This is a genomic window from Nocardia brasiliensis IFM 10847, from assembly GCF_000710915.1.
In the GTDB taxonomy this organism is placed as follows: Bacteria; Actinomycetota; Actinomycetes; order Mycobacteriales; family Mycobacteriaceae; genus Nocardia; species Nocardia brasiliensis_A.
The window spans coordinates 66,931-73,662 of record NZ_BAUA01000181.1 but is presented as its reverse complement, the minus strand read 5'-3'; the positions used below and the strand labels follow the sequence as shown (position 1 = coordinate 73,662).

Sequence of the window (6,732 nt, the reverse complement as noted above, 5' to 3'; positions counted from 1 at the left end):
GGCGGCGTTTGCGAGGGTGGATGTTCGCGCGGGTGACGTCGCCGTCGTAGTGCTCTAGCACGCGATGGTCCATCACCGCCCGCCACAGCGGAGGCACGACCGCGAACAGAATCATCGTGGCGTATCCGGCCGGCAGCTGCGGCGCCTGCGTGGAACTGCGCAGTGTCTGGTACCGGCGGCCAGGATTGGCGTGATGATCACTGTGCCGCTGCAGATGGAACAGGAAGATATTGGTGACGAGCCGGTCGCTGTTCCAGCTGTCGCGCGGCGAGCAGCGTGCGTAATTGCCGTTCGGCCGCTTGCCCCGCAGCAGTCCGTAGTGCTCGATGTAATTCACCGTCTCCAGCAGCGAGGCGCCGATCACGGCCTGCAGGATCAGCCACGGCAGAATGCCGATGCCGAACAGCGCCATCAGCGTGCCGAACAGCACCACGCTCATCGACCAGGCCTGCAGGATGTGGTTGTGCACGCTGAACCAGCGCCGGTTCTTGCGCGCCAGACGCACCCGTTCCAGTTCGATGGCCGAGCGGAAGCTGCCGAACACGCTGCGCGGCAGGAACTCCCAGAGGGTCTCGCCGAGCCGGCCGCTGGCCGGGTCTTCCGGCGTGGCGACCCGCACGTGATGCCCGCGATTGTGCTCGACGAAGAAGTGGCCGTAGAACGACTGCGCCAGCGCCACTTTGGCCAGCCAGCGTTCGGCGTTCTCGACCCGGTGACCCAGTTCGTGCGCCGCGTTGATCCCGATGCCGCTGACGAATCCGAGCGTCGCGGCGAGACCGAGCTTGTCGACGACGCTCAACTCGTGACCCGCCCACATGGCGCAGGCGATGAGCAAGCCGATCAGCTGCACGGGCAGGAACAGATAAGTGCACCACCGGTAATACCGGTCATTGGACAGCAACTCGTAGTCTTCATCGCGCGGATTGGTGCCGTCCTCGCCGACAACCCAGTCCAGGACCGGGATGACGATCAGCACGATGATCGGACCGATCCACCAGAACACCTTTGCCCCGGTCTGCAACACGAGTTGCGAGGGCAACAGGGCGCTCAGTGGAGCGATCAGGCCGAAAACCCATAAGTGTCGTTTGGGATCAGTTGATACCGGCGGTTTGCCAACCGTTTGCACGTTTCTCCCGCTAAATAGGAACCCTAACTCCGATGTACGAGAATAGTTCCAGACTGCACGGCCGTTTCGCAGACCTTGACGGATGAAACGTGACGAGGATTACAACCCTGACAGTTGGTTTTTAAGGCCACTCATATGTTAGTGAAGCGTGGCTTACTTTCCGCAAACATATGCGGCGTCGAGCGAGTTCACTACTGCTCGATTCGGGCCGCGAGAATCGCCTCGACATAGGGGCTCAGCAACGCACTCAAATCCTCCGGCGCGTCGCGCCCCGGGCCGGGCGGGGTCGGGATGTAGCTCAGCGCGATGCGCACCAGCGCGTGCGCGATGACATCCGATTCGGCCGCGGTCGCCGCCACCCAGCTCTGCTGGAACGCCAGCGAGAGCCGGGCGGTCGCCTGGTCGAGCAACGGCCCGGCGTCGAGGGTGATGAGCCGCAGCAGATCCAGCTTCACCTCACCGGCCAGCAGCGAGCGGACCAGCGGATCGGCCGCGGCGTCGAGGAAGAAGTTGCCCATCCCCTCCCGGAACGCGGCTCGGGCATCACCGACATTGCCGGTGATGGCCGCGTCCACGTGGTCGACCAGATCGTCGGCCAGGCGCAGCGCGTACGCCTGCGCGAGACCGCTGCGGGAACCGAACTCGTTGTAGAGGGTCTGCCTGCTGACGCCCGCCCTGGCCGCCACGTCACCGAGGGTGATCTTGGACCAATCCCGTTCGGTGAGCAGTTCCCGCATGGCATCGAGGACCGACGTGCGCAGCAACTCCCGCGCGGCCTCCTGATAAGGAATGCGAGTTCCGGTGCGCGCCATACCCGCGACACTGTCACGGGCGGTTCCCGCAGTCAAAACGTCACGACCGCTCTATTTCGACCATGTAGAAGTCCGCCTTCGCGGCGCCGCAGTCCGGACACGTCCAGTCATCGGGAATATCGTCCCAGCGCGTGCCGGGCGCGATACCGTCCTCCGGCCACCCCTTCGCCTCGTCGTATTCGAACCCGCACTGAATGCACTGAAAAAGTCTGTGCCCACCCGTCGCCCGACCGCCACCCCTCACGGAATCGCTTCGCGATGCATCAGTATTCATTTGGCCGCTCCCACCTGTTCGAAATCGATCTTTTCCCGCACCCCGCAGTCCGGGCAGCACCAGTCGTCCGGAATCACGTCCCACCGGGTGCCCGCGGGAAATCCTTCGTGCGGATCGCCTTTCGCCTCGTCGTATACGTATTCGCAAACGGGACAACGGAACAGGTTCATCAGGCCACCCCGTCGGCCCGCAGCTCGGTACCGTAACGGGCAATCACCTTGTCCCGCTTGCCCGGTTGGATATTCGCACGGGTGATGTCGCCGTCATAGTGCGCGAGGACGCGCTTGTCCATCACCCGCCGCCACAGCGGCGGGAAATAGGCGAGCAGGATCATGCTGGCATAGCCGCTGGGCAGGTTCGGCGCGCCGTCCCAGCTGCGCAGGGTCTGATAGCGCCGGGTCGGATAGGCGTGATGGTCACTGTGGCGCTGCAGGTGGTACAGAAAGATGTTGGTCACGATGTGGTCGCTGTTCCAGCTGTGCACCGGCGCGGGCCGCTCGTATCGTCCCGACGCGGTCCGCTGCCGGACCAGCCCGTAGTGCTCGAGGTAGTTGACCGCCTCCAGCAGGCTGAACCCCACCACCGCCTGCAACACCAGATACGGCAGCAGTTGCAGGCCGAACACCGCGACGAGCACGAGGTAGAGCGCCGCCGACATCAGCCACGCGCTCAGCACCTCGTTCTTCAGGCTCCACGGCTTCTTCTCCAGTCGCTGCAGCCGGATCTTCTCCAACCGCCACGCCGAGGTCAGGCTGCCCCACACGGTGCGCGGCCAGAAAGCCCAGAATGTCTCGCCCACACGGGAACTCGCCGGATCCTCGGGGGTCGCGACGCGCACATGATGACCGCGGTTGTGCTCGATATAGAAGTGACCGTAGAACGATTGCGCCAGTGCGATTCTCGACAGCCAGCGCTCCAGGTGCACCTTCTTGTGGCCCAATTCGTGCGCGGTGTTGATGCCGATGCCGCCGATCATGCCCACCGTGATCGCGAGGCCGATCTTGTCGACCACGTGCAGGCCGCCGTCGAAACCGAGCCAGCTCACCTCGTCCGCGGTGATCAGGTAGCAGGCCATGAGCAGCGTCGCGTATTGGAACGGCAGATACAGATAGGTGAGGTAGCGGTAGTACCTGTCGTGCTCCAGATACTCCATCACCTCGTCCGGCGGATTATCGCCGTCGGGCCCGAAGAATATGTCCGCCAACGGAATCAGCACATACACCAGGATCGGGCCGAGCCAGAACGGCACCTGCGCCAGCCGATGCCAGCCGAGCGCGTTGAGGGCGAGGATCACCGGGATCCCGATGGTGAACAGGCCGGTGGGCGCGAACAGGCCCCACAGCCACATATAGCGCTTGCGGTCGCGCCAGTCCGGCGTCGCCGCCGGCTGCGCGGACGTGTCGGCTGCTGTCGACATCGTTGTCTCCAATCCAAAAGCGGCACGCCACGTGTGACGTGCGTTACCTCTGTTATGGACACTAGAGATCGATTTGTCGTCTGTCTATACAAATCGGCAAATTTGTAAAGCGAGGACGCGCCGACAACGCGAACGCCCCGGTCAGGCGTGGCCTGACCGGGGCGTCGGTGCGTCGAGGGGTGGTTACCGCAACAGCACGTCGGCGTTGTCCGGGAGTGCGTCCACCGGCCACCAGCGCAGGTCCGTGGACTCCGCGCTGCGCACCGGCACCGCGCCCGCCGGGGCGGTGATCCGGAACAGCAGGTCCAGGTGCCGCGTGGGCCGGCCGAGCGAACAGGTGATCGGATGCGCCTGCGCGCCGTACAGCTGCGGCTCCATCCGCAGCCCGGCGATGCCGGATTCCTCGGTGGCTTCGCGCAGCGCCGCGCCCGCGACGGTCTCGTCCGACTCCTCGCAGTGCCCGCCGAGCTGGATCCAGCTGCCCACCCGCGGATGCAGGGTCAGCAGTACCTCGCGCTCGTCGTGGGAGAACACCACCGCCGAGGCGGTGATGTGGCCCGGCGCGTGCTCGCGCAGGCACCCGCGCGGCGCCGCACCGAGGAAGGCGAGCATCGCTTCGCGCAGCGACTGGTCGGAACCGGCGGCGGGCGACCATGATTCGAGCAGCGCGGTCGCCGAGGCATGCAACGAACCGGCGGTCACCGGTGCCCCTGCCTCACAGCTCGACCAGCCCGAAATCGTTGCCGCGCACCGGACGCGGCGTCAGTTCCTCGAGCGGGTGACCGATGGCGATGGCACCCAACGGGTTCCAGTCGTCCGCCAGTCCGAGCACCTCCCGGGTGACCTCCGGGGCGAAGATCGTCGAGCCGATCCAGCAGCTGCCGAGCCCCTCGGTCGCCAGCGCGACGAGCAGGCCCTGCACCGCGGCGCCGACCGCGACCGTGAACATGGTGCGCTCGTTGGCCCGGCGTCGCTCGTCCGGATAGTCGTGTGCGCCGTCGGGCACGCAGAACGGAATGATCACCTCGGGCGCACCGCGCAGAATGTCGCCGCGCGCGATCCGGCGCTCCACCCGGTCCGGCTCCAGACCGTCGCCGGTGAGGTCGGCCCGCCACTTGTCCGCCATGGCGTCGAGCAGCCGCGTCCGCAACTGCGCGTCGCGCAGCCAGACGAACCGCACCGGCCGGGTGTGGTGCGGGGCCGGCGCGGTGAGCGCGACGGACACCGCGGCACGGACTCGATCCGGATCGACCGGCGCATCGGCGAACTGGCGCACCGAGCGGCGCAGCAGCACCGCCTCGCGGCGACCCCGGTCGATCGCCTCGGCGGTGCCGAGCCAGAACAGGTCGTCGGTGCCGCCGCGCAGCAGGTCGGCGGCGGTCGAACCGTCGTCGGTGATCGGCAATCCGCGCACCACCGCCACCGGCACCCCGCCGAGCTTGCCCTTCACCAGGTCGGCCGCGGCGGCCAGTTCGTCGGCGACGGCCACCTGGGTCACCTGGAGTTCGTTGCCCTGCCCGTCGACGGCGCCCGCGTAGTCGTGCAGCACCCGCAGGCCGGCGGAGCCGATCGCAGTGTCGATCTGCCCGCTGCGCCAGGCCCGGCCCATGGTGTCGGTGATGACCACGGCCACCTGCACACCCAGCCGCTGCGCCAGCTCGGCGCGCAGCACCCGCGCGCTCGCGTCGGGATCGGCCGGCAGCAGGACCAATTCACCCTGTTCCACGTTGGAGCCGTCGATGCCGGAGGCGGCCTGCACGATGCCGAGCTTGTTCTCGGTGATCAGGGTGCGGCCCTTGCGCGCCAGCACTCGCACGGCCTCCTGTTCGACCAGCTCGCGGCGCGCGGCGTCGCGCTCCTCCGGATCGAGCGGCGCCTCGACGATGCGGCCCTCGGCCTTGGCGACGATCTTGCTGGTGACCACCAGCACGTCGCCGTCGGCCAGCCACGACGCACGGGCGGCGATGTGCTCGGCCAGATCGTCGCCGGGCCGGAACTCGGGCAAGCCGGTGATCGGCAGGATGCGCAGTTCCCCGGCCGCGTGGTCGGTCACGATGTTCGCCTCGGTCACGGTTTCACTCCCGCCAGGTCGAGCGCCTCACGCACCATCTCCGCGGTGGTGGGCGGATCGGTCATCAGCAGCGGCACGCTGCGCACCTCGACACCGGGCACGTCGGCGGTGTCGGTGGAGTGGATCAGCCAGCCGTCCAGGATGCCGGTGGCCGAGCGGGCGCCGTAGTAGCGGCCGATCGCTTCCGCAGTGGTCTGCACCCCGATCACCGACAGACATTCATCGGCCATCCCGCGCAACGGTTTTCCGTCGATCACGCCGGACACGCCGATCACCTTGGCGGTGGTGGTGCGCAGCGCGCCGCGAATACCGGGCACCGCGAGGATGGCGCCGATGCTCACCACCGGGTTCGACGGAGCGAGCAAGACCACATCCGCGGACTCTATGATCTCGGTCACATTCGGCGCCGGTTTGGACTCTTCGGCCCCGATTGTGGCGAATCCATGGGTCTCGATGTTCGCGCGGTACCGAACCCACCACTCTTGGAAATGGATCGCGCGACGTTCGCCAGGGTTGTCCGGGTCACTCACAACCACGTGCGTTTCACACCGATCGTCGGTCGCCGGGATCAGCTTCACGCCCGGCTGCCACCGGTTGCAGAGCGCCTCGGTGACCGCGGAGAGCGGGTACCCCGCGCGCAGCATCTCGGTGCGCACCAGATGGGTGGCGATATCGCGATCCCCGAGTCCGAACCAGTCCGGCTGCGCATGGTATTTCGCCAGCTCTTCCTTGGCGTGCCAGGTTTCGCCGACCCGGCCCCAGCCGCGCTCGGTATCGATGCCGCCACCGAGGGTGTACATGCAGGTATCGAGGTCGGGGCAGATCCGGAGGCCGTGCATCCAGACGTCGTCACCGACATTCACGATCGCGCTGACATCGGCTTCGGGCAGCAGTTCCCGGACCCCCTGGAGGAAACGCGCACCACCGACACCACCGACGAGAACGGCAATCCGCGGCCCGGTTACGGGCTCGGCATCCGCTTGATGAACAGTCACATCCGCACAGCCTATGCGTTGCCGGAGCGGGCGATGT

General features: G+C 66.9%; 8 protein-coding genes. All 8 read right to left on the bottom strand.

Features of this window, described 5'->3' with window-relative positions; all coding sequences use genetic code 11:
* The coding region (locus NBRGI_RS35385; protein WP_235211208.1) for an alkane 1-monooxygenase at nucleotides 1-1,039 on the bottom strand (1,039 nt) is incomplete at its 3' end.
* Between the two features lie 278 nt (nucleotides 1,040-1,317).
* Nucleotides 1,318-1,938, bottom strand: a complete 621-nt coding sequence (locus NBRGI_RS35380) for a TetR/AcrR family transcriptional regulator (RefSeq protein ID WP_036562031.1) — start codon at nucleotides 1,936-1,938, stop codon at nucleotides 1,318-1,320.
* Nucleotides 1,939-1,978: 40 nt separating this feature from the next.
* Nucleotides 1,979-2,182: a rubredoxin gene (locus NBRGI_RS35375; RefSeq protein ID WP_029901520.1), complete on the bottom strand. Its 204-nt coding sequence runs from the start codon at nucleotides 2,180-2,182 to the stop codon at nucleotides 1,979-1,981.
* Between the two features lie 26 nt (nucleotides 2,183-2,208).
* A complete protein-coding gene (locus NBRGI_RS35370; protein ID WP_029901519.1) occupies nucleotides 2,209-2,382 on the bottom strand; it encodes a rubredoxin in 174 nt (57 codons plus the stop codon).
* Nucleotides 2,382-3,629 (bottom strand): alkane 1-monooxygenase, encoded by a 1,248-nt coding sequence (locus NBRGI_RS35365; RefSeq protein WP_029901518.1) that lies wholly within the window; start codon nucleotides 3,627-3,629, stop codon nucleotides 2,382-2,384. Before NBRGI_RS35365 ends, NBRGI_RS35370 begins: the two co-directional genes overlap by 1 nt.
* 183 nt (nucleotides 3,630-3,812) lie before the next feature.
* Nucleotides 3,813-4,331, bottom strand: a complete 519-nt coding sequence (locus tag NBRGI_RS35360) for an NUDIX hydrolase (protein WP_014987827.1) — start codon at nucleotides 4,329-4,331, stop codon at nucleotides 3,813-3,815.
* Between the two features lie 13 nt (nucleotides 4,332-4,344).
* Nucleotides 4,345-5,700: a coenzyme F420-0:L-glutamate ligase gene (locus tag NBRGI_RS35355; protein ID WP_029901517.1), complete on the bottom strand. Its 1,356-nt coding sequence runs from the start codon at nucleotides 5,698-5,700 to the stop codon at nucleotides 4,345-4,347.
* Nucleotides 5,697-6,695: a 2-phospho-L-lactate transferase gene (cofD, locus tag NBRGI_RS35350; RefSeq protein ID WP_051728272.1), complete on the bottom strand. Its 999-nt coding sequence runs from the start codon at nucleotides 6,693-6,695 to the stop codon at nucleotides 5,697-5,699. Before cofD ends, NBRGI_RS35355 begins: the two co-directional genes overlap by 4 nt.
* Nucleotides 6,696-6,732: the final 37 nt, after the last annotated feature.

Bases quoted from the DNA above. Each gene is read 5' to 3' on its own strand.
- NBRGI_RS35380 (WP_036562031.1), bottom strand. From the start codon at position 1,938: ATGGCGCGCACCGGAACTCGCATTCCTTATCAGGAGGCCGCGCGGGAG.
- NBRGI_RS35370 (WP_029901519.1), bottom strand. From the start codon at position 2,382: ATGAACCTGTTCCGTTGTCCCGTTTGCGAATACGTATACGACGAGGCG.
- NBRGI_RS35365 (WP_029901518.1), bottom strand. From the start codon at position 3,629: ATGTCGACAGCAGCCGACACGTCCGCGCAGCCGGCGGCGACGCCGGAC.